This window comes from Catenulispora sp. EB89 (assembly GCF_041261445.1).
Classification (GTDB): domain Bacteria; phylum Actinomycetota; class Actinomycetes; order Streptomycetales; family Catenulisporaceae; genus Catenulispora.
In genome coordinates this window covers 46,595-66,017 of record NZ_JBGCCU010000034.1, presented here as the reverse complement: position 1 = coordinate 66,017, position 19,423 = coordinate 46,595, and the positions used below count along the sequence as shown (strand labels likewise).

Below are 19,423 nucleotides of genomic sequence, written 5' to 3'. Positions count from 1 at the left end.
GGCAGTGGGAGTGGCACCAACACGCAAGGGGGGAAGACCCGCTGTGTCAGAACACACATCTGCACACACCGCCGAGCACGAGGACGAGGACGACCAGGAACTGGTCCCCGCCACCGGCGGATCACTCGCCGGCCGCGGCCATCGCCCGGTCCGGTACCGGCCCTCCACGGGCTACCTGCCGTGGCTGCTCACGATGTGCGACCGTGAGCTCGCCCGGCACATGACACGCCTGCTCGCCGAACTCGACCTCACCGAGGCCCAGTACGGCGTCCTGCAGGCACTGGTCCACCTGCGCCGAGCCTCCTCGGCGACGCTGGCCCGCTCGGTCTCGGTGACTCCGCAGGCCATGGTCGGGCTGGTGGCCGCGCTGGAGCGCAAGGGCTACATCACCCGCGAGTTCGGCCGGGGGGCCGGCCGCGTCATCGACGCGGAGGTCACCGCACGCGGCAAGGAGGCCTACGAGGCCGCCAAGCGCCGGGTGCGGGCCCTGGACCGCTCGCTGCGCCGCTCCTACACCGACGAGGAGTTCGACCAGCTGGTCGGGCTGCTCGAGCGGCTGCCCGGGGTGCTCGGCCGGCTCGACGACCAGCGCGGCAGCCGCCGCCGCGTCGACGACTGAGGCGAGACGGCGACGTCCACCGAGCCCGCCTGGTCCTAGCAGGCTCTGAACGGCGCGCAGGCGCACAGCGCAACCGCACCACACCGTGCGAGAACGCCACCTTCTCTTCACCGGCTCTGTCCCACCGGCTCTTTCCCGGTGACGGGCGCCGGGCGCAGTACCGATCCACCACGTGATCCACTCGCGGGCCGACGTTCCCGGAGCGGCGAATCTGATATACCGTCAGATCCATGACTGACGGCATACCGGCCGCTCCGGGAACCGACGCATGGTTCCGCGAAGGTCCGGAGGGCTTCGCCCTGCTGGCCGGCCGCTGCACGACGTGCGGCGCCCTGAGTTTCCCCCCGCGGACCGTCCCCGGCTGCCCCGACCCCGACTGCGCGGGCCTGGAACAGAGCCCTGAGCCGCTGTCGACGCACGGAACTCTGTGGTCGTACACAGACGCCCGTTACGCTCCCCCGCCGCCCTACCCGCGGCCCCCGGATACCGAGTTCTCTCCCTACGCGCTGGCCGCCGTCGAACTGACCGCCGAGCGCATGATCGTGCTCGGACAGGTCTCCCCCGACATCGCCACGGAGTCGCTGCGCGTCGGAATGACCATGGAACTGGTCCCCGGAACCCTCGTTTCCTCTGCAGGAGTTGAGGAAAAGGTCTGGAACTGGCGCCCGATCGGACCATCCGAGGAATCCATCGCCGACTCGGCGGCATACGACGCATACCTCGGGGAGGCGCACGCATGAGCCGCACGGACTCCGTCGCAGTGGCCGGCGTCGGGATGCATCCCTGGGGCGCGTGGGGAAAACCCTTCGTGGAGTACGCCTCGGCCGCGGCGCGCGCCGCCCTGGCCGACGCCGGCCTCGGCTGGCGCGACGTGCAGCTGGTGGTCGGCGGCGAGACGATCCGCAACGGCTACCCGGGCTTCGTCGCGGGCTCGGCGCTGTCCCAGGCGCTGGGCTGGCAGGGCGCACCGGTGGCGAGCTGCTACGCGGCCTGCGCGACCGGGGCGCAGGCGCTGTCCACGGCCCGCGCGCACATCCTGGCCGGCCTGGCCGACGTGGTCCTGGTGGTCGGCGCGGACACCACGCCGAAGGGCTTCTTCGCCCCGGTCGGCGGCGACCGTCCCGACGACCCGGACTGGCTGCGCTTCCGCCTCCTCGGCGCGACGAACCCGGCGTACTTCGGCCTCTACGCGCGCCGCCGGATGGCCCTGCGCGGCTCGACGGAGGACGACTTCGCGGCGGTGAAGGTGAAGAACGCCCGCGCCGGGGCCCTGAACCCGAACGCGCGCTTCCGCGCGGAGGTGGACGCGGAGACCGTGCTGAACTCACCGATGGTGAGCGACCCGCTGCGCCTGTTGCAGATCTGCGCGACGAGCGACGGCGGCGCGTCCGTCGTTCTGACCTCCGAGGACTACGCCAGACGGCTGAACAAGGACGCGGTCCGCATCCGCGCGGTCTCCGCGCCGACCCCGACGTACCCCAGAACCGTCCCGGACTTCCCGTACCTCGCCTCGGACTCGACGGCCACCACGCAGCCGGCGCCCCGCACCTTCCGCGAGTCGCTGGCGCACGCGGCCTACGAGGCCGCCGGCCTCGGACCGCAGGACATGGACCTCGCCGAGGTCTACGACCTGACCACCGCGATGGAACTGGACTGGTACGAGGAGATCGGACTCTGCGACCCCGGCGACGCCGAGAAGCTGCTGCACGACGGCGCGACCTCCCTGGGCGGCCGGGTGCCAGTGAACCCGAGCGGCGGCCTGAGCTCCTTCGGCGAGGCGATCCCGGCGCAGGCCATCGCGCAGGTATGCGAACTGACGTGGCAGCTGCGCGGCGATGCCGGGGCCCGGCAGGTCGCCGGGGCCCGGGTCGGGGTGGCGGTGAACCAGGGGTTGTTCGGGCACGGGTCGGCGATCGTGGTGGGACGGGCTTAGCGGCCGCGTCGCCACCGCCGGCTCGGAGGCGGCGGCGATGCGAAGGCGGCTGTGACTACGACTACGACTACGACTACGACTACGACTACGAGCCAGGCTGTCCCAGCTTGCCGGCGAAGTACCCCTGCACCAGCGCGGCGAACGCGGGCTTGGTCAGGATGTCGGTCAGCATCGCGTGAGAGATCACCGGGGTGAAGGTGACGGCGTCGGGGGCGGGGACCGCGCCGGGACGGATGGAGCCGTCGTTCAGGTCGGCGTAGCAGTGGCCGCCGGGCGCCGAGCAGGGTACGTCGACGTAGCGCGGGTCGTAGTGGCTGGTAAAAGAGATGCGGTAGGCGTCACCGTCGGGGGCTCGTACCGTCACCGCGTAGCCGTGCACGGGGCCGGTGCTGGAAACCTCCGCCACTGAACCATCCTTGAGTCGTACCGGCTCGCACGGGCTGACCCCCAAGCACGGCTGGTGGGTAGTGCTGTCCGCACCCGACCGATAGTCGGCGGAGACGATGATCTTCCCCTGCGGGATCGCGATGTTGAAGCCCGACCAGGTCTGGGAGCCCGCGTCCGCATCCTCTTGTCGGGCCTCGGTCCAGTCCTGAAGGACCTTCGGCTGAGCCTGGCCGTAGAGCGCCGGCGCCGCCGCGTTCTGCACCGAGACCCGTGCCAGGAAACCGCTCGTGATCTGCGTGAAGCTCGGATTCCGCGCCCCGCTGACCGCGAGCCCGGGGAACACCGCCTGCCACAGCGACTCGGCCCGTCGGCAGTCCGCCTGTGCCTTGGCGAGGTCGCCGTCCGCCTCGAAGTTGCTGAAACAGTCCACGATCCGACTGCCGCTGCTCCCCAGCGCTGACGTCGAGGCCTGCGGCGGCGTCGCGCTGCCCGGCTGCCCGGACGGCCCGGTCGCCGGCGCCATCGGCGTCACCGGCACCGTCGCCTCAGCACTCGACCACACCCCCGGCGCCGTCCCCGACCGCCCCACGCCGCCGCCGGCCACCAGCAGCGTCACGCACGCGACCCCGACCAGCGCCGCCGAGGCCCCGGCCCCGGCCAGCGCCGTCCGCCGACGCCGGAACCGCCGGTACCCGGCCATCGCTCCGGGCGCCAGATCGTCCGGCGGCACCGCCAAGCCGTCCTCGTCGAACACCATCCCGAACAGCTCGCGCGCCGTCTCGCCCGACATCTCCTCAGTGCTCTTCATCGCTGCCCGCCCTCCCGCGAGTACTCGAAGTCGGCGAGGGAATCCCCGAGCAGCTCCCGCAGCTTGGCCAGGGCCCGCGACGAATGGCTCTTCACGTTGCCGGTCGAGCATCCGAGCGCGGCGGCCGTGTCCTCGATGCTGAAGTCCGCCCAGAACCGCAGCACCACCACGGCCCGGCCGCGCGGCGGCAGCTCCGTCAGCGCGGCCAGCAGCGCCAGCCGCAGATCGGGCTGGTCCTCCCGGGCGAAAGGCGAGGCCGTCACCGCGACCGAGGCCTGGACCTCGCGCTCCCGGCTCCGCTTGCGCCGGCCGCCGAGGTAGGCGTTGATGAGCGTCTTCTGCGCGTAGGCGTCGATGGAGTCGGCCCGCTTCGCGCGGTGCCATGCCTTGCACAGGTTCAGCAGCGCGGTCTGCGTGAGGTCCTGCGCCTCATGCCAGTCCCCGCACAGCAAGAACGCCGTGCGTTTCAGATGGCTCTGCCGAGCCGCCGCGTACTCGGCGAACTCCTCCAGCCGTGCCTGGTCGGCCATGGGCCCCTCCCGATTCCCGTCGATCGAGACACATGAGTGACCGGGAACCGGAAAGGTTGCGTCGCCTCTTCAGATCAGGCCGCGCGCCGGATGCCGGCGCGCCGCCTCGCGGGATCAGGCCGCAGACCCCTGAGCCTGCTCCACCAACTCCGCCAACTCGGTCAGCGGCAGGCTCCCCGGAGCCCGCCCTTCGGCGGCGAACAGCGCGCTCAGTCGCTGCATCAGTGCGTTGACCGGGGTCGGGACGCCGTGGGTCCGCCCGATCAGCGAGATCTCGCCCGACAGGTAGTCCGTCTCGATCGACCCGGTCCCGCGCGCCAGGCTCTGCCAGCTGGAGCCGCCGCCGCGCGGGACGGCGGCAATCTCGACGAAGTCCATCCGGTCGCCCTGGACGGCCTGACGCTCGGCGGAGCCGACGAACGGGATGCCGGCCGCGTTCAGGACCCGGATCCCCTCCTGCCGGCACACCTCGATCAGCCGCTCGGCCAGGTCGTCGTCGGCGGCCACGTCGCCCACCGCCTCGATGGCGTTGCCCAGGTTGCTCAGCAGCTTGCCGTACTTCCAGCGCATGACGTCGTCGACCACCGGCGCGTCGAACCGGCTCTCGCCGAGGTCGTGGCCGATCTGCTTGATCACGTCGTCGACGCCGTCCGGGTAGCGGCCGACGGTCAGGATGCCCGACTGCGGCGTGCAGTTCGCCGCCACCACGCCGGGCTCCAGGTGCACCGAGGGCAGCCAGACGCAGAGCCCGTACACGTTCTGGAACAGACGCAGCGCCGTGCGCTCGTTCTCCACGCCGTTCTGCGCGCAGACCACGGGCAGCAGCTCCGCCGCGGTCCCGCCGCCGGCGACCGGCGCCTGGGCCCACTGGTTGAGCACGCCGGCGGTGTCCTGCGACTTCACGCAGAGCACCAGCACGTCGTCCCGCCGCAGCTCGCCGAGTTCCTGCGGCCCGGCGACCGCCGGGATCGGCAGCCGCAAATCGCTGTCCGGGGTGAGCAGCCGCAGCCCGTCCCGCTGCAAGGCCTCCAGGTGCGCACCGCGTGCGACCAGGACCACGTCCCGCCCCGACTCGGCCAGCCGGCCGCCGATGGTGCCGCCGACCGCGCCGGCGCCGATGATGATGTAGCGCATCCTTCGGACTCTAGCGGTCGTAACGCCTGTGTGAAGAGTCGAAAGTCTTTTCGTGAACAGCGGATTTTGCGATCTTGTGTCCAAGGCGGCTACTGACAACCCCCTCAATACGTGTTTGACTCCGCTTGTGAGCCAGACCGCCCCGTCTACAGCCGTGCCCGATCCCTATGCGGAGCGGCCCTGGCTGCGGTTCTACGCAGCGGGCGTGCCCACGGACGTGACCGTCCCGGACGTCCCGGTGACCAGGCTTCTGGACGACGCGGCGCGCGATTTCGGCGACCGGACCGCCCTGGTGTTCTTCGGCCGCAAGACCACCTACAAGCAGCTGCGCCGGGACGTCGACCGGCTGGCCGGCGCGCTGCGCGAGCTCGGCGTGGCCAAGGGCGACCGCGTTGCCCTGGTGTTGCCGAACTGCCCGGCCGCGGTCACCGCGTTCTTCGCGATCACCCGCCTCGGCGCCGTGATGGTCGCCTGCAATCCGCTCTACACCGACTCCGAGCTGCGGCACCAGCTCACCGACTCGGGCGCGAAGGTGGCGATCGTCTTCGACGGCGCCTACGCCACTCTGGACGCCGCCCGGCCCGGCACCGCGGTCGAGCACGTCATCTCGGTGTGCCTGGCCGACTTCCTGCCCTCGTTCAAGCGCAAGCTGCTGGACCTGCCGATCGGCGCGGCCCGGGAGAAGCGGGAGCGGCTGATCACGCCGCTGCCGCCGGGGGCGCGCGCCGTGCCGTATTCGGAGTTCCTGGAGACCTCGCCGGGCCCGGTCGACCAGGAGCCGGTCGAGCCGGCACAGGACCTGGCGGTCCTGCAGTACACCGGCGGCACCACCGGCCGGCCGAAGGGCGCCATGCTCACCCACCGGAACCTGGTCGCCAACGCGCACCAGGTGCAGGCGTGGGACCAGAACGCCGTCTCGGGGCGGGAGTCGGTGCTGTGCGTGCTGCCGCTGTTCCACGTCTACGGCCTGATGCTGTGCGTGATCACCGGCGTGCGGCTGGCCGGGACCCTGGTCCTGCTGCCGACGTTCGACCCGGAGCTGGTGCTGGACGCCGTGAAGCACGAGCGGCCCACGGTGTTCCCCGGCGTGCCGCCGATCTACTCCAAGCTGCTGGAGCACGAGAAGATCGGGAAATACGACCTGCGCTCCATCCGGACCTGCATATCCGGCGCCATGCGGCTGCCGGTGGACACCATCGACGCCTTCCAGAAGGCCACCGGCGGCCGCCTGGCCGAGGGCTACGGCATGACCGAGTCCTCCCCGGTCACGCTGGCCAACCCGCTGAACGCCAACTCCCGGCCCGGCACCATCGGGCTGCCGCTGCCGAACACCCACGTGAAGATCGTCGACGAGTTCCGGCAGGACCGCGTGCTGCCGATCGGCGCGGCCGGGGAGCTGGTGGTGTTCGGTCCGCAGCTGTTCCAGGGCTACTGGAACCAGGAGGACGAGACCAAGCTCGCGCTGCGCAACGGCTGGCTGTACACCGGCGACATCGGGGTGATGTCGCCGGACGGCTACGTGACGCTGATCGACCGCAAGCGGGACGTGGTGATCGCCTCCGGGTTCTCGATCTACCCCTCGGAGATCGAGGACGTGCTGCGCGAGCACCCGGCGGTCTACGACGCGGCGGTGATCGGCGTGCCGGACCCCTACCGCGGGGAGACGGTGAAGGCGGTCATCCAGCTCGCCGAGGGGATGTCGGTCACCGCCGAGGAGCTGGACGTCTTCGCGCACCAGCACCTGGCGCCGTACAAGGTGCCCAAGCTGATCGCGTTCCGCGAGGACCTGCCGCGCAACATGATCGGCAAGGTGCTGCGGCGGGTCCTGCGCGAGGAGCACGCGGCCGAGCACCCCGAGCAGGACAAGGAAGCTCCGGGGCAGGATCCCTTCGCCGATTTCAAGCGGTGAAACCGGGCGCGCACGCGGAGCTTCGTATGAGAAGCTTCGCGGCATGCTCGGGACTGTTGATCTGCCGACCTTCGTGCTCGGCGCGCTGCTCATAGTGCTCCTGCCGGGTCCGAACTCGCTGTACGTGCTGACGGTCGGCGCGCGCAAGGGGGTGCGGACCGGCTACCGCGCCGCCTCCGGCGTGTTCCTCGGCGACGCGGTGCTGCTGACGCTGACCGCCGCCGGCGCGGCCTCGATGCTGAAGCGCTCGCCGGCGACGTTCGACGTGGTGAAGTACCTCGGCGCGGCCTACCTGGCCTGGCTCGGGTTCGGGATGGTGCGCTCGGCGGTGAAGGCGCTGCGGGTGCGCCAGCAGGCGGCGGTCGCGGCCGGTGTCGCGGACGCCGAGGGCGCTGCCGCGATGGCCGAGGCGGTGGAGGCCGCCGAGCGGCCGTTCCGGCGCGCGCTGGTCGTCAGCCTGCTGAACCCCAAGGCGATCCTGTTCGACCTGGCGTTCCTGACGCAGTTCGTGAACCCGCACGCGGCGCACCCGACGGAGGCCTTCGCGCTGCTGTCGACGATCGTGATGCTGTTCTCGGCCGGGTATCTGAGTGTGCTGATCTTCACCGGCCACCGGCTGGCCAGCGCGTTCCGCCGGCGCAAGCGGCTGGCGGCGTCGATGACCGGCGGGATCGGCTCGCTGTTCCTGGGCTTCGCGCTGAAGCTGGCCACCGCTTCGCTGGGCGCCGCTTAGCCTGTTCGCCTGCCGTGCCGGGTGCCTCGGGTGCCGCGCGGCCCGCTAAGCCCGCTCGGCCCGCTGGTCAGTCGTCCCGCTCGGTCCTGGTGTGCTCGTCCACCAGGGCCCGCAGCTCTCCGGCGGCCTTGCGCGCCGCCTTCCCACCCGAAGCCTGGATCCCCATCGCCGGCAGCACCTCGCCGCTGTCCAGATCCAGCAGCACCCACGGATCCCCGGGGCGAAGATTCACCCGTACGATCTGCGCCCACTCCAGATGCTGCGTCCGTGCGGTGTTCACGATCGTCAGCCCGCGCTCGTCGGCGACGATCTTCGGGCGCGCCAGCAGGTACAGCCCGGCCGAGATGGCCGGGCCGATCGCCGCGAACGCCACGCGCTCGGGGACCGACCAGGCCGTGGAGCCGGTGTCGGGCAGTATCAGGGCCACGATGACCAGCGTCACGATCAGCGCGGTGGACACCGCCAGCACCGCCACGCGGGTGCGCCGCGGCCGGAAGGTCGCCGGGAGCTGCGGGACCCGATCGGGGACCGGGAGGCTGTACGGGTCCAGAGGTCCGGGGGCCTGGCGGTCATGATCGTGGTTGTCCGTCACCTGCACGCTGGTCCGTTTCTCCCGGGCTCAACGAACCCATGACAACTAAAGCCGACACGCGAGGATATCCGTGACGAGGATTCCCCTCGCACCCAGATCCCACAAGTCGTCCATCATGCGCTGGGCCTCGGCGCGGCGGACCATCGAACGGACCGCGACCCAGCCCTTGTCGTGCAGCGGCGACACGGTCGGCGACTCGATGCCCGGGGTGACCTGGACCGCGCGGTCCACGTTCTCGGCCCGGATGTCGTAGTCCATCAGGACGTACTCGCGCGCGGTGATGACGCCCTTGAGGCGCCGCAGGAACTGCTCCACCGCGGGGCTCTCCTCGGCGCCGACGCGCCGGATCAGCTGCGCCTCGGAGGTGAGGATCGGGTCGCCGAAGACCTCCAGCCCGGCGTGCCGCAGCGTGGTGCCGGTCTCCACGACGTCCGCGACGACGTCGGCCACGCCCAGCGCGATCGACACCTCCACCGCGCCGTCCAGCTTCACCACCTCGGCGGTCACCCCGGCGGCGGCCAGGTACTCGCGCACCACGCCCGGGTACGCCGAGGCGACGCGCAGCCCGGCCAGCCCCGCCACCCCCGGCTCCTTGGCCACCTGCTCCACGGTCGCCGGCAGCGCGGCGAACCGGAACGTCGAGCGCGCGAACCCCAGATCCATGATCGGCTCGGCCGACGCCCCGGAGTCCAGCAGCAGGTCACGCCCGGTGATGCCGACGTCCAGCCGGCCCGACCCGACATAGGTCGCGATGTCGCGCGGCCGCAGGAAGAACAGCTCGGCGTTGTTGGCCGCGTCGACGACCATCAGCTCCTTGCCGTCCTTGCGCCGCCGGTAGCCGGCCTCATGCAGCATCGCCGTGGCCGCCTCCGAGAGCGATCCCTTGTTCGGCAGTGCGATGCGCAGCATGGCGTGTGACCCTTCGGTTACCGGTGGTTGACGGTGCTCCACGGGTCAGTATCGACCAAGGTCGGCGGGGCGTGCCGGGGTGTTCACTCGGTGGGATGAAGGCCCTGGCCCACACGCCCCGGGAGCCCCATTGACGCCGGACGTCCGCTCTGATGAGATCGCGCAGCGGCGCGCGCCGTGATCAGACAAGCGCACAGGTGGGGGCACTCAAGTGAGCAGGTACAGGCGCGTGGCCGCGATCGCGGTCTCGACGCTGACGGCGACGGCCGCGACGGCGACCGCGTTGCCGGCGCGGGCAAACAACGCGACCAACGTCTACGTGTTCGACAACATCAACGTCTGCAGTGACGCCGCGGCGACCGCGGGGAGTTCCACGACGCCGTACTGCACGATCCCGGCGGCGCTGGCGTCCAGCAGCGTCGTCAGCGGGACGACCCTCCTGCTCGCCGGAAGCTTCCCGGGCGGCATCGACGTCACCAAGTCCGGGATCACGCTCCAGGCCCAGGGGTTCAACGCGACGATCGTCGGCGGGGCGTACGGCATCTCGGTCGCCGGACAGCACGACGTCACCCTGAACCGGCTGCGCCTCGTGGACCAGACCGGCGAGGCGCTGCGGATCGACTCGTCGACGAACATCGCGGTGAACACCTTCTGGGCCTCCTCCTCGCAGTACGGCTCCGCCACGCCGGACCCGACCCAGCCGGCGGTCGCGGTGACCGGCTCGACCGGGGTGACCCTTTCCGCCGGGGTCGCCGCCAACAATCCCGGCCCCGGCGTCCTGCTCCGGCAGTCGTCCCACGTGGTGGTCGGCGACACGGTCGCGACCGCCGACACCGGCGGGGTGGCGGTCAGCGACTCGACCGGCGTCGACGTGGTCTCGGACACCATCGACGAGAACTGCGGCGCCGGTGTCTCCGTGCTCGGCACGTCCGCCGACGTCACCGTCGCCGACGACATCATCAGCAACGCCCGCGCGTGCGGGACGACGCCCGCCGCCGCGCTGGCCGTCGACGCCTCCGCGAGCGCGCCGGTCGTCGACTCGAACATCCTCACCACGGCCGCCGGAACCGCCGCCGTGTCCTGGCAGGGCCAGACGTTCGCGGACGGACCGGCGCTCGACGCGGCCGGCCACGGTACCCACGACCTGACCGTCGACCCGGGTTTCGCGAACCCGGTGCCCGCCGGATCCGTGCAGCGCAACGGCTGGGGCCTCGCCCCCGGCTCGCCGGCGATCGACTCCGCCGACTCCGGCGCGCGGAACATGCCCGCCCGCGACTACTCCGGCGTCGTCCGGACCGACGACCCCCTGGTCACCGACACCGGGACCGGCCCGATCAGCTACGCGGACCGGGGCGCGTTCGAACTCGCCATGAACTACATGCCGAATCCGACCGTGACGGCCTCCGTCGGGAACACGCCCTCGGACTACCGGACGGTGACCGTCGCCGTCCAAGGAGACGGCGGCAGCTGGTGGCCGATCGTCAGCTACAGCGTCCAGTTCGGCGACGGCTCCGATTCCGGCACCCGGCCCTACCCCGAGACGGGCACGGCACCGAGCCACACCTACGGCGAGGACAAGGGATACCAAGGCACTGTCACCCTCACGGACGCGCACGGAAGGGTGTTCACCAAGCCTTTCACCGCCACCATCGCCAAGCGGGTGTTCTCTCCGACTCTGACGGTCACGCCGGTCAACGGCTGGTACACGCCCGCAGGCGAAGTCGAGGCGGTGATCGACACCCCGGTCGACGATCCCTATCTCGGCTCCTACACGATCGATTTCGGGGACCACACGCCGGTGGTGACCTGGAACGCCGGCAGCGCCTTCTTCGGGGGCGGCGTACAGGAGCACGTCTACGCCGCATCCGGCACCTATCCCGTCACCGTCACCGCGGCCGACAACCTCGGCTGGCCGACCGCTCAGCCGCTGGTCCAGATGATCACCGTCACCGTGCCGCCGCCCGCGACGACGCCGCCACCTCCGTCGCCTCCGGCGTCGACCCCCGCCGACGTCCACCGCATCGGCGGCACCGACCGCTACGCCACCGCACGCCTGGTCTCGCAGGCCCAGTGGAAGGCCGGCTCCGCGTCCGCCGTCGTGCTGGCGCGCGGCGACCAGGCCCCCGACGCGCTCAGCGGCGTGCCGCTCGCCGCGCACGTGCACGGACCGCTCCTGCTCACCGCGCCCGCGGCTCTGGACCTGGACACCCGCGCCGAGATCGACCGGGTCACCGGCGGGCCGTCGATGGCGAAGACCGTCTACATCCTCGGCGGCCCCTCGGCGGTCTCGCCCGGCGTCGAGGCCGCGCTGCGCAAGGCCGGTTACTCGGTCGTCCGCTACCAGGGCGCCGATCGCTACCGCACCTCGCTCGCGGTGGCCGAGGCCTTCGGCAGCTCGCCGCACGTCATCGTCGCCACCGGGAAGGACTTCCCGGACGCGCTGGCGGCCGGGCCGCTGGGAGCGGTGGAGAACGCGCCGATCATCCTGTCCGACGGCGACACGCTCGATCCGGCTGTGGCCCCGTTCGTGTGGTCGCACCAGGACATCGATCCGGTCGGCGGGGCTGCGCAGCGCGCGGTGGCGAAGATCTCCACCACCGGCCGGAACGTCGAAGACTCCCTCGCCGGTCCGACCCGCTACGACACCGCCGCCGCGGTCGCGGACGCCGTGGTCCGGATCTCGGGACACGCGCCGACCGCCGTCGGCGTGGCCTCCGGAGCGGCCTTCCCGGACGCGCTGACCGGCGGCGCCTACGCGGCCAACGCGGGGATGCCGTTGCTGATCACGGAGCCGGCCGGGTTCCCGGCCCCGATCCGGGCGGTGCTGTCGGCGGAGGCGCCCACGCTGCGCTCCGTCACTCTGTTCGGCGGGGACCAGGCGCTGGCCGACAGCGTCGAGTACGCGATCGCGAGCACGGTCAAGGGCAAGATCCGGTAATCGTCCCGGAGGACGGGTCAGGGCCCCGCGTTCTTCGCGAGGCCCTGATTCTTGCTCTGACTCGTGCGCCGATTCCAGCGCTGTTCCTGCGCTGACTCACGCGCACCGGCTCACAGGTGCTTGTAGACGTCCCCCAGCTCCAGCCCGCGCGCCAGCATCAGCACCTGGACGTGGTACAGCAGCTGCGAGATCTCCTCGGCCGTCCGGTCGCCGTCCTCGTACTCGGCGGCCATCCAGACCTCGGCGGCCTCCTCGACGATCTTCTTGCCGATGGCGTGCACGCCGAGCCCGAGCAGCTCGACCGTGCGCGAGCCCTCCTCGCCGCGCTCGGCCTTGGCGGCGAGCTCGCCGAACAGGGTCTCGAAGGTCTTGGACGTGATCGGAACCGCGGTTCCCACCGGCACCTCCACGGGTTCGTCGGCTGTGGGCGAGGCGTTCACCGCCGCACCCCGATCTTCTTCAGCACCAGCGCGGTGGCCACCGCGGCCTCGACGGCCTCGCGGCCCTTGTCCTCCTTCGACCCGGGCAGGCCGGCGCGGTCCAGCGCCTGCTGCTCGGTGTCGCAGGTGAGCAGGCCGAAGCCGATCGGCGTGCCGGTGTCCAGGGCGACCTGGTTCAGGCCGTCGGTGGCGGCAGCGCACACGTACTCGAAGTGCGGGGTGCCGCCCCGGATCACCACGCCGAGGGCGACCACGGCGTCGTAGCCGGCCGGCGCCTCGGCCAGCGCCTTGGCGATCACCGGCAGCTCGAAGGAGCCCGGCGCGCGGAACAGGTCGTGCTCCGCCCCGATCTCGGCGAGCGCCTTCTCGGCCCCGGCCACCAGGCCGTCCATGACCTGCGTGTGCCACTGCGCGGCCACCACCGCGACCTTGAGGTCGGCGCCACCCTCGGTGGTGATGGCCGGCGCTCCCGCTCCGCTCACTGTTGTTCACTCCTTGTTGCGTTCGTGGCCCCGCGTGTCCGTGCGGCGCGCGAGGGCAAGTCTTCCAGACCGCGGACGGCGGTCGCGTCCCGATCTTGCGAGGTGGTCGGGTTGGTCGGGTTGGTCGTCGGGTCGCCGGGTCGCCGGGTGATCGGGTCGTCGGGTGGTAGGTCAGATCGGTCGCGCCTGCGGGCCTGCGGGCCTCAGCCGACGATGGCCGAGGCGAGCGCTTCGGCGTCGGCGGCGTCGAGGTCGTCCAGACCGTCCAGATCGCCCACTTCCAGGTCGGGCAGGTCGTGCCCCATCCGGTCGCGCTTGGTCCGCAGGTAGCGGATGTTGTCGGCGGTCACGTTCCCGGGCAGCGGCACCCGTCCGGTCACCTGCAGACCGAACCCCTCCAGTGCTGAGCGCTTGGCCGGGTTGTTGGTCAGCAGGCGCATGGAGCGCACGCCGAGATCGGCCAGGATCTGCGCGCCGGTGCCGTAGTCGCGGGCGTCGGCCGGCAGGCCCAGCTCCAGGTTCGCGTCCACGGTGTCGTGGCCGCGCTCCTGCAGCTCGTAGGCGCGCAGCTTGTGCATCAGGCCGATGCCGCGGCCCTCATGCCCGCGCATGTAGAGCACGACGCCGCGCCCCTCGACGTCCACGGCGCGCAGCGCGGCGTGCAGCTGCGGGCCGCAGTCGCAGCGCCGGGATCCGAAGACGTCCCCGGTCAGGCACTCGGAGTGGACCCGGACCAGCACGTCCTCGCCCTCCCCGATCTCGCCCTTGACCAGCGCGACGTGCTCGATGCCGTCCACGTCGGAGAGGTAGCCGACGGCCCGGAACTCGCCGAAGGCGGTGGGCAGCCGGGTCTCGGCGGCCCGGGTGACCGACTTCTCGGTGCGGCGGCGGTAGGCGATGAGGTCGGCGATGGAGATCAGCGCCAGGCCGTGCTCCTCGGCGAACCGCGCGAGCTGCGGCAGCCGGGACATCGAACCGTCGTCCTCGACGACCTCGCAGATGCCGGCCGCCAGCGGCAGCCCGGCCAGCCGGCACAGGTCGACGGCGGCCTCGGTGTGGCCGGGGCGCACCAGCACGCCGCCGTCCTTGGCGCGCAGCGGGAAGACGTGGCCGGGCCGGGTCAGGTCCTCGGCGGTGGTGTCGGCGGCGGCCAGCAGCCGGATGGTGTGCGCCCGGTCGGCGGCTGAGATGCCGGTGGTCACACCGTCGCGGGCGTCCACCGAGACCGTGTAGGCGGTGCCCTTGCGGTCCTGGTTGATGGCGGTCATCGGGGGCAGGTTGAGCCGGTCGGCGTCGGCGGCGGGCAGCGGCACGCAGATCACGCCGGAGGAGTAGCGGATGGTGAACCCGACGACCTCGGGGGTGGCCAGCGAGGCGGCGAAGATGAGGTCGCCCTCGTTCTCCCGGTCCTCGTCGTCGACCACGACGATGGGCCGGCCGGCGGCCAGCTCCTTCAGGGCCCGCTCGATGGTGTCCAGGACGATGGGCTCGGCGGCTTCCGGGGCGCTCATACGATGGCCTCCTTCAAAATGGTGTCGGCAGCGGGGACCGGCTGCCGCAGGCTGGGGGACTCAGCACGCGCCTTGATCATCCATTGGCGCAGGCCCGCGACGACGATCGCGAAGTAGAAGACGTAGACCAGGCCGGACACCGGCAGGCCCTTGTTGAAGGCGAGGGGGACGCCGACGACGTCGACGGCGATCCAGACGAACCAGAACTCGACGTAGCCCTTGGCCTGGGCCACGGTGGCCACCAGCGAGCCGATGAAGATGTAGGCGTCCGGCCACGGCGCCCACGAGGCGTTGTAGTGCTTGAGCAGCAGAGCGAACACGACGGTCCCGAGCCCCAGCCCGGCGGCCAGCAGCGCGCGCTCGGCCCACCCGGCCCAGCGGATGGTGATGTCGTGCTCGCTCCGGCGGACCGACGTCCAGCGGAACCAGCCGTACAGGGCCATCACCGCCAGCGCGACCTGCCGCGCCGCCGTGCCGCCGAGGTGCGCCGATATGTCAGCGCCGAACAGCAGCACGCAGCCGGCTATCTGCACCGGCCAGGCCCACATCGAGCGGCGCAGCGCGAGCGCCACCGTGGCCAGGCCGAGCAGGTTGCCCAGCAGGTCGGACCACTTGACCGTCTCCCCGAAGAGGTGGAAGGCGACCAGGTTGGCCCAGTGGAAGGCGCCGTTCACGCCCGCTGCCCGCCGATGGTCGGCGCCGCGGCCTGGCCCTCGGGCTGGTCGGCCGAGGTGTCGCCGAGGCCCAGCAGCCGCTCGGTGTACTTGGCGATCACGTCGATCTCCAGGTTCACCGCGGCGCCGGGGCCCTTGCTGCCCAGCGTGGTCAGCTCCAGGGTGGTCGGGATCAGGCTCACGGTGAAGGAATCCGCGGCGGCCTCGACCACGGTCAGCGAGATGCCGTCCACGGTGATCGAGCCCTTGTCGACGACATAGCGGGACAGCGCGGAGGGCAGGGAGACCCGGACGACCTCCCAGTGCTCGCCGGGGATGCGCTCCAGCACGGTCCCGACGCCGTCGACGTGCCCCTGGACCAGGTGCCCGCCCAGGCGCGCGCCGAGCTTCATGGGCCGCTCCAGGTTGACCGGGTCGCCCGGCCTGAGGTCGCCGATGTTGGACTTGACCAGGGTCTCGGCCATCACGTCCGCGGTGAACTCGCCGGCCTTCGCGGCCTCGGTCCCGGACTCGATGACGGTCAGACACACGCCGTTGACGGCGATGGAGGCGCCGTGCTCGGCGTCGGAGGTGACCAGCGCCCCGGCCACGCGCAGCCGCGCGGAGTCGCCTTCCACTTCCAGCGCCACGACGCGGCCGAGTTCTTCGACGATGCCTGTGAACACGGTGTGCTCCCTCTTAGATCCGCAATCCGCCTCTTGCCGGTGCCGGTCGGCACGCGGTCGAACCCGGACTCCGGGAAAGGGGGTGCGTGAGGGGAGGCGGCGCGCCACGGCATACACCGCCGGAGACCGGCGGCAGCCGTCGCGAACGCCGCGACGGGACGTGATCCGCACCGGAAGCTGTGCGGACACAGCGAGGCGGCACGCCCGTCGCGTGCAGCCTCCCATCCGGACTTTAACCGTCGGTCCCGGAATTCCACCGGATCGGCCACCCGTCCGCCGAGGCGGACGAGCGGTTCGCGGACTGTCACCGCCGGTTCGGAATTTCACCGACCCCGGAGCACGCGTTCGTCGTAGCAGAACCAGTGTGCCACGCGATTCATTCCCGGTCGCCCGAGCGTGGTGCGCGTCACCCCGGCCCTCGCCCCAGAATGTAACACGTTCTAGTTTTACGCGGAACCCGGACATCCCGACGCTGCTTTGACTTCCCGGACAGTAGGCTGCCCGCGAAGATATGCACGTAGCCTGATCTCGGACACAAACCATTGATGCGGGGGGACGCGGATGGCTGGACAGGCAGAGCCCGGCCGGCTGATCGGTGGCCGGTACCGTCTGCTGGCACGCCTGGGTGCCGGGGGCATGGGCCGGGTCTGGCGCGCCTCCGACGAAGCCCTGCGCATCGAGGTCGCGGTGAAGGAGGTCTGGCTCCCGGCCACCCCCGGCCCCGACGCCGACGAGCGCCTCCGCCGCGCCGAGCGCGAGGCCCGCAACGCGGCCCGGCTGCGCGACCACCCGAACGTGGTGGCCGTGCACGACGTCGTGGTCGAGGACGGCGCGCCCTGGACGGTGATGCAACTGGTCGCCGGCCACACGCTGGAGGAGCACGTCGAGGAGTACGGACCGCTGTCCGTCGCGCACGCGGCCCTGGTCGCCGGCGCCCTGCTGGACGCCCTGGAGGCGGCACACGCGGCGGGCATCGTGCACCGGGACGTGAAGCCGGCGAACGTGATGCTGGCCGACGACGGGCACGTGCTGCTCACCGACTTCGGCATCGCCATCGGCACCACCGACACGGCACTGACGGCAGCCGGCAGCTTCCTGGGCTCGGTGGAGTACATCGCGCCGGAGCGGGCGCGCGGGACCGAGGGCCTGGCGGTCAGCGACCTGTTCTCGCTGGGGGTCACGCTGTTCCAGGCGGTCGAGGGCTTCTCGCCGTTCCACCGCGAGACCGCGACCGGGACCCTGACCGCGGTGATCCTGGACGAGGCGCCGCCGCCGGTGCGCGCCGGGCGGCTGACCCCGCTGGTCACCGGGCTGCTGGAGAAGGACCCGGCGGCGCGGCTCGGGATCGCGGGGGCGCGGCGGTTGTTGGCGGCGCCGGAGGTGCCGCCGGTCGCTGCGGTTGTCGCGCCGAGTGCTGCGGGGCCCGCTGGGCCGCCTGCTGCGCCGCCTGTCGCGCCGCCTGTCGCGCCGACGATTGCGGGACCGGCGACGGGGCGGCGGCCGATCAACGGCTCGGGCTCAACCGGCCAGCGCGGCTTCACCGGCAACCCGGCCGCCAACAGGCAGCACGGCCCGGCCGGCGCGGCGGCTTCCACAGGCCAGCGCACCGGCAATGCGGCTTCCACGGGTCAGCGCGGAACCGGTGCCGCGTCACGCGGGCACAACACGTCATCCGGAGCGACCCCGCCACGCGCGCAGGGCGCGGTGCCCCCGCGTCGGCCGACCAGCGGTACCGGCACCGGCACCGGAAAGCGTCCGTCGCAGGCCACTGACCAGCGCCGCCGCATACAGCCCCCGATCCCGGACACACGCCGCCCGACGGCCACCGGCCAGCGCCCGCACGGCCCCAGCCTGCATGGCCCGCACAGCCCGGCCGCCCCCGCCCGTCGCCGTACCCGCCGCCCCCGCGGCCTGATCCTGTCGCTGTTGGTCGTGGCGACGATCGGCGGCATCGTGGCCGCGACGCTCAAGCACGAATCCTTCACGGTCACCGACGTGAAGGTCGGAGACTTCGTCAAGGTCGACGCCACCGGCCACATCACCGCCAAGATCTCCCAAAGGGCCGCCGCCAACCTCGACGGCCGCAAGGTGACAGCCCGCGAAGACCGCGCCGACCCCGAAATCTGCAAACGCCTCCACGCCCCCGGCCGGGCCGACGTGGAGCAACCCTCCGCAGTCAGCTTCTGCCTGGTCCGCCCAGTAGAAGAAGCCACGGCGCCGTCGCAGTAGCGGCGGCGCGACCTCGGGCACCGCGCTCGGGCACCGCGCTCGCTCGCCACACTCCCGCGCAGCGCCAGCGCCGAATCAGTTCCCCGCTACCGACCGCTGCCCGCCGCCACCCTTAGGCGACTCGCGCCCCGGCCGCCTCAGCCTGAGCCCGCAGCGCCCGAACCGCCGCATCCGGATCCTCGGCGCCGTACACCGCCGATCCCGCCACGAACACATCCGCCCCGGCCTCCGCGCAGCGCTCGATCGTGTCGGCCGCGACGCCGCCGTCGATCTGCAGCCACACCGAACCGCCATGCCGGTCGATCATCTGCCGCGCACGCCGAATCTTCGGCAGCACCACGTCCAGGAACTTCTGGCCCCCGAAGCCCGGCTCGACCGTCATCAGCAGCAGCATGTCCAGCTCCGACAGCAGGTCCTCATACGGCTCGACCGCCGTCGCCGGCTTCAGCGCCATCCCGGCCCGCGCCCCCGCCGACCGAATGGCGCGCGCCAGCCGAATCGGCGCATGCGCGGCCTCCACATGGAACGTCACACTCCCCGCACCCGCCTCGGCATAACCCGGCGCCCACCGATCCGGATCGGCGATCATCAGATGACAGTCCAGCGGCCGCGGCGAAGCCTTCGCCAACGACTCCACAACCGGCAACCCCAACGTCAGATTCGGCACGAAGTGGTTGTCCATCACATCGACGTGGATCCAGTCGGCCGACGGCACCGCGGAGACCTCATCGGCCAGGCGCGCGAAATCAGCGGAGAGGATGGACGGGGAGATCTGGACTGAGCTCATAGGGAAAGTCTGGCAGATCCGCGGCCCCGGACCGCACCAGCGCGATCAAGCCAACGCGCCCAGCTCACGCGCCGCGGCCAACGTCCCGTCGCCGCCCGCGCCGCGCTCAACAGCCCCCGCCGCGATCGGCACGCACTCGCCGC

Annotated in this window: 18 protein-coding genes and 1 riboswitch; of the genes, 7 read left to right on the top strand and 11 right to left on the bottom strand. The window is 71.8% G+C overall.

The window, feature by feature from the left end; all coding sequences use genetic code 11:
* Nucleotides 1-43: 43 nt before the first annotated feature.
* The 3 genes from ABH920_RS44240 (at nt 44) to ABH920_RS44230 (ending at nt 2,552) form a co-directional block, all read left to right on the top strand.
* Nucleotides 44-619, top strand: coding sequence for a MarR family winged helix-turn-helix transcriptional regulator (locus tag ABH920_RS44240; RefSeq protein ID WP_194920589.1), 576 nt, complete (start codon nt 44-46; stop codon nt 617-619).
* A gap of 230 nt (nt 620-849) precedes the next feature.
* Nucleotides 850-1,359 carry a Zn-ribbon domain-containing OB-fold protein gene (locus tag ABH920_RS44235; RefSeq protein WP_370355342.1) on the top strand — a complete coding sequence of 170 codons (510 nt, stop codon included), beginning with the start codon at nt 850-852 and terminating at the stop codon, nt 1,357-1,359.
* Nucleotides 1,356-2,552: a lipid-transfer protein gene (locus ABH920_RS44230; RefSeq protein WP_370355341.1), complete on the top strand. Its 1,197-nt coding sequence runs from the start codon at nt 1,356-1,358 to the stop codon at nt 2,550-2,552. The genes ABH920_RS44235 and ABH920_RS44230 overlap by 4 nt, the downstream gene beginning before the upstream one ends.
* 85 nt (nt 2,553-2,637) lie before the next feature.
* Here ABH920_RS44230 and ABH920_RS44225 read toward each other — a convergent pair whose 3' ends face one another.
* From ABH920_RS44225 to ABH920_RS44215, 3 genes are all read right to left on the bottom strand, one after another.
* Nucleotides 2,638-3,747 carry a hypothetical protein gene (locus tag ABH920_RS44225; protein ID WP_370355340.1) on the bottom strand — a complete coding sequence of 370 codons (1,110 nt, stop codon included), beginning with the start codon at nt 3,745-3,747 and terminating at the stop codon, nt 2,638-2,640.
* Nucleotides 3,744-4,277: a SigE family RNA polymerase sigma factor gene (locus tag ABH920_RS44220; protein ID WP_370355339.1), complete on the bottom strand. Its 534-nt coding sequence runs from the start codon at nt 4,275-4,277 to the stop codon at nt 3,744-3,746. The genes ABH920_RS44225 and ABH920_RS44220 overlap by 4 nt, the downstream gene beginning before the upstream one ends.
* Before the next feature lie 114 nt (nt 4,278-4,391).
* The gene (locus ABH920_RS44215; protein WP_370355338.1) at nt 4,392-5,411 is read right to left on the bottom strand and encodes a ketopantoate reductase family protein; all 1,020 of its coding nucleotides are present in this window, start codon (nt 5,409-5,411) and stop codon (nt 4,392-4,394) included.
* Between the two features lie 127 nt (nt 5,412-5,538).
* Between ABH920_RS44215 and ABH920_RS44210 the strand changes: the two genes are divergently transcribed.
* Both ABH920_RS44210 and leuE read left to right on the top strand, forming a co-directional pair.
* The gene (locus tag ABH920_RS44210; protein ID WP_370355337.1) at nt 5,539-7,320 is read left to right on the top strand and encodes an AMP-binding protein; all 1,782 of its coding nucleotides are present in this window, start codon (nt 5,539-5,541) and stop codon (nt 7,318-7,320) included.
* 43 nt (nt 7,321-7,363) lie between these two features.
* Nucleotides 7,364-8,053 carry a leucine efflux protein LeuE gene (leuE, locus tag ABH920_RS44205; RefSeq protein ID WP_370355336.1) on the top strand — a complete coding sequence of 230 codons (690 nt, stop codon included), beginning with the start codon at nt 7,364-7,366 and terminating at the stop codon, nt 8,051-8,053.
* A gap of 67 nt (nt 8,054-8,120) precedes the next feature.
* On the opposite strand, the gene ABH920_RS44200 is transcribed toward leuE, so the two are convergent.
* Together ABH920_RS44200 and hisG are read right to left on the bottom strand one after the other, a co-directional pair.
* Nucleotides 8,121-8,645, bottom strand: coding sequence for a PH domain-containing protein (locus tag ABH920_RS44200; RefSeq protein ID WP_370355335.1), 525 nt, complete (start codon nt 8,643-8,645; stop codon nt 8,121-8,123).
* 45 nt (nt 8,646-8,690) lie between these two features.
* A complete protein-coding gene (gene hisG / locus ABH920_RS44195; RefSeq protein ID WP_370355334.1) occupies nt 8,691-9,554 on the bottom strand; it encodes an ATP phosphoribosyltransferase in 864 nt (287 codons plus the stop codon).
* A gap of 211 nt (nt 9,555-9,765) precedes the next feature.
* On the opposite strand from hisG, the gene ABH920_RS44190 reads away from it, so the two are divergent.
* Nucleotides 9,766-12,492, top strand: coding sequence for a cell wall-binding repeat-containing protein (locus tag ABH920_RS44190; protein WP_370355333.1), 2,727 nt, complete (start codon nt 9,766-9,768; stop codon nt 12,490-12,492).
* A gap of 110 nt (nt 12,493-12,602) precedes the next feature.
* On the opposite strand, the gene ABH920_RS44185 is transcribed toward ABH920_RS44190, so the two are convergent.
* From ABH920_RS44185 to ABH920_RS44165, 5 genes are all read right to left on the bottom strand, one after another.
* Nucleotides 12,603-12,872 (bottom strand): phosphoribosyl-ATP diphosphatase, encoded by a 270-nt coding sequence (locus tag ABH920_RS44185; RefSeq protein ID WP_370355376.1) that lies wholly within the window; start codon nt 12,870-12,872, stop codon nt 12,603-12,605.
* A gap of 56 nt (nt 12,873-12,928) precedes the next feature.
* Nucleotides 12,929-13,414 carry a 6,7-dimethyl-8-ribityllumazine synthase gene (gene ribH / locus ABH920_RS44180; protein ID WP_370355332.1) on the bottom strand — a complete coding sequence of 162 codons (486 nt, stop codon included), beginning with the start codon at nt 13,412-13,414 and terminating at the stop codon, nt 12,929-12,931.
* Between the two features lie 203 nt (nt 13,415-13,617).
* Nucleotides 13,618-14,925 (bottom strand): bifunctional 3,4-dihydroxy-2-butanone-4-phosphate synthase/GTP cyclohydrolase II, encoded by a 1,308-nt coding sequence (locus ABH920_RS44175; protein WP_370355331.1) that lies wholly within the window; start codon nt 14,923-14,925, stop codon nt 13,618-13,620.
* A complete protein-coding gene (pnuC, locus tag ABH920_RS44170; RefSeq protein ID WP_370355330.1) occupies nt 14,922-15,599 on the bottom strand; it encodes a nicotinamide riboside transporter PnuC in 678 nt (225 codons plus the stop codon). Before pnuC ends, ABH920_RS44175 begins: the two co-directional genes overlap by 4 nt.
* Nucleotides 15,596-16,264, bottom strand: coding sequence for a riboflavin synthase (locus ABH920_RS44165; protein ID WP_370355329.1), 669 nt, complete (start codon nt 16,262-16,264; stop codon nt 15,596-15,598). Before ABH920_RS44165 ends, pnuC begins: the two co-directional genes overlap by 4 nt.
* Before the next feature lie 207 nt (nt 16,265-16,471).
* A riboswitch (FMN riboswitch) is annotated at nt 16,472-16,609 on the bottom strand.
* Nucleotides 16,610-16,825: 216 nt separating this feature from the next.
* On the opposite strand from ABH920_RS44165, the gene ABH920_RS44160 reads away from it, so the two are divergent.
* Nucleotides 16,826-18,493, top strand: a complete 1,668-nt coding sequence (locus ABH920_RS44160; RefSeq protein ID WP_370355328.1) for a protein kinase — start codon at nt 16,826-16,828, stop codon at nt 18,491-18,493.
* A gap of 112 nt (nt 18,494-18,605) precedes the next feature.
* Here the strand turns inward: ABH920_RS44160 and rpe are convergent, their stop codons facing one another.
* On the bottom strand, nt 18,606-19,280 hold the full coding sequence (gene rpe / locus ABH920_RS44155; protein ID WP_370355327.1) for a ribulose-phosphate 3-epimerase: 675 nt from the start codon (nt 19,278-19,280) through the stop codon (nt 18,606-18,608).
* Between the last annotated feature and the right edge of the window lie 143 nt (nt 19,281-19,423).

Excerpts from the sequence above, each read along its gene's own strand:
- rpe (WP_370355327.1), bottom strand. The coding sequence starts at position 19,280 with ATGAGCTCAGTCCAGATCTCCCCGTCCATCCTCTCCGCTGATTTCGCG.
- ABH920_RS44220 (WP_370355339.1), bottom strand. The coding sequence starts at position 4,277 with ATGGCCGACCAGGCACGGCTGGAGGAGTTCGCCGAGTACGCGGCGGCT.
- ABH920_RS44230 (WP_370355341.1), top strand. The coding sequence starts at position 1,356 with ATGAGCCGCACGGACTCCGTCGCAGTGGCCGGCGTCGGGATGCATCCC.
- ABH920_RS44215 (WP_370355338.1), bottom strand. The coding sequence starts at position 5,411 with ATGCGCTACATCATCATCGGCGCCGGCGCGGTCGGCGGCACCATCGGC.
- ABH920_RS44235 (WP_370355342.1), top strand. The coding sequence starts at position 850 with ATGACTGACGGCATACCGGCCGCTCCGGGAACCGACGCATGGTTCCGC.
- ABH920_RS44175 (WP_370355331.1), bottom strand. The coding sequence starts at position 14,925 with ATGAGCGCCCCGGAAGCCGCCGAGCCCATCGTCCTGGACACCATCGAG.
- leuE (WP_370355336.1), top strand. The coding sequence starts at position 7,364 with ATGCTCGGGACTGTTGATCTGCCGACCTTCGTGCTCGGCGCGCTGCTC.
- ABH920_RS44225 (WP_370355340.1), bottom strand. The coding sequence starts at position 3,747 with ATGAAGAGCACTGAGGAGATGTCGGGCGAGACGGCGCGCGAGCTGTTC.
- hisG (WP_370355334.1), bottom strand. The coding sequence starts at position 9,554 with ATGCTGCGCATCGCACTGCCGAACAAGGGATCGCTCTCGGAGGCGGCC.
- ABH920_RS44160 (WP_370355328.1), top strand. The coding sequence starts at position 16,826 with ATGGCTGGACAGGCAGAGCCCGGCCGGCTGATCGGTGGCCGGTACCGT.